Annotated in this window: 2 protein-coding genes and 1 pseudogene; all 3 read left to right on the forward strand. The window is 53.5% G+C overall.

Translation table 11 applies throughout. From position 1 onward, the window contains the following. Nucleotides 1-71: 71 nt before the first annotated feature. Complete coding sequence (locus tag ACTHUM_RS12595; RefSeq protein ID WP_440403016.1) at nucleotides 72-980, forward strand: dialkylrecorsinol condensing enzyme; 909 nt, start codon at nucleotides 72-74, stop codon at nucleotides 978-980. 34 nt (nucleotides 981-1014) lie between these two features. Next, nucleotides 1015-1260 carry a GNAT family N-acetyltransferase gene (locus ACTHUM_RS12600; RefSeq protein WP_137041221.1) on the forward strand — a complete coding sequence of 82 codons (246 nt, stop codon included), beginning with the start codon at nucleotides 1015-1017 and terminating at the stop codon, nucleotides 1258-1260. A gap of 19 nt (nucleotides 1261-1279) precedes the next feature. Next, nucleotides 1280-1916: pseudogene (locus tag ACTHUM_RS12605) on the forward strand (hypothetical protein); the annotation flags it as partial.

Consider the following 1916-nt stretch of genomic DNA (forward strand, 5'->3'; position numbering starts at 1 on the left):
GTTCAAGGCCGGTCGGTTTACTATATAATACCGTCCAAACCAACCATAACTTACTCATTGCAGGGAAGATAATGAAAAAAGTGCTGATTGTGCATTACTCGCAAACGGGACAGCTCTCCAGCCTGGCGCGAAATTTTGCCGCGCCGTTGCAAACAGCCGGCGTACAGGTCGATTGCGTCAATATCGTACCGGAGCAGGCATTTCCGTTTCCGTGGCCGTTTTGGCGTTTTTTCGATACCTTTCCTGAAACCGTCCATTTAAAACCCGCCCCGATTCTGCCGCCGCAAATCCCATCCGAAGATTACGATGTGGTGGTCATTGCCTACACTGTTTGGTTCCTCTCTCCTTCGCAACCGATGACCGCCTTTTTACAACGCGAAGAAACGCGCCGGCTGCTGGACGGCAAACCGGTCATCACGCTTATCGGCTGCCGCAATATGTGGCTGGGCGCGCAGGAAAAAATGAAATCTTTGCTAAAACAAAACGGCGCCAAACTCATCGGCAACATCGTAAAAATCGATGCCTGCAACAGCGCGGCAAGTTTCATTACCACGCCCGCATGGATGCTGACCGGCGACAAGCGCTATTTCCGCTCCCTGCCCTCCGCCGGCATTGCTGAAGAAGAATTGGCGGATGCGGCGCGGTTTGGTACGAAATTGCGCGATACACTATTAAACCAACAGCCTTTGGACGAAACCCTGTTTCAAAACATGGGCGCGGTGACAGTGAATGAAAAACTGATTTTCAGCGAACGTACCGCCGGCCGCAGCTTCTTCATCTGGGGCAAGCTTTTGATGGCGGCAGGCCGTATTTCTCCGCTCTTGCGCCGTGCCTTGTTGTGCTTCTACATCGTCTTTTTATTGGCGATGATTTTGGTGGTTTTGCCCGTCAGCGTGATTTTAAAAAAACTGCTGCATCCGCTGCTCAAAGGCCGTCTGAAAAAACTGGCGGACTATTATGAACAACCGTCAGGAAGATGATACGTTTCAGACGGCCTCAAACTAGGAATCCATCATGCCCGAAGTTATCCACTACCCCGAACGCCGTCGCTTTCAAATCGATATTGACGGTTTGGAAGCAGGCTACATCAGCTATACCGAACACAACGGCGGCTGGGACATAAACCATACCGTGGTCTCGCCCAACTTCCGTCATCGCGGCATTGCCAAACTGCTGGTAAGCGCGCTGATGGAATACGCTGAAACACACCACATCCCGTTGACTGCAAGCTGCGACTACGCGGCGCGGTTTATCGGTTGATTATTTTGACAAACACATCATGACATCGAATAACACACTCAAAGACGTTTATCTCAACCGCGTTTCTGCCTTCTTGCCCAATGCCCCCGTCGGTAATGACGAAATGGAAGCCATCCTCGGCATGGCAGGCGATGTGCCTTCACGCGTGCGCCGTATGATTTTGCGTTCCAACGGCATTTTGTCGCGCCATTACGCCATCGACCCCGAAAGCCGCCGCACGACGCACACCAATGCCGAATTGGCTGCCGAAGCGGTCAACGGACTGTTTGCCCAAGGAGTTCCAGCAGAAGCCATCGGCAGCCTGGCCTGCGCCACTTCCTATCCCGACCAAACCATGCCCGGACACGGCGTGATGGTGCACGGTTTACTGGATATGCCGCCTTGCGAAGTGTTCAGCATGGCAGGCGTATGCGCGGCAGGCATGGCGGCGATGAAACACGCCTACAACGCCGTGCGTACCGGCGAACACGCACATGCGGTTTCCGTTGCTTCCGAAAACGCCTCGGCGGTCATGCGCGGCGAAGTGTTTCAAAGTGAAACCGACCATAAAAAACTGGAAAACGCGTCCCCCGAAATCGGGTTTGAAAAAGACTTTTTGCGCTGGATGCTGTCTGACGGCGCAGGCGCGGTGTATCTGTCCGACCGCCCCAATTCAG

It is taken from the genome of Neisseria sp. P0021.S006, from assembly GCF_051956895.1.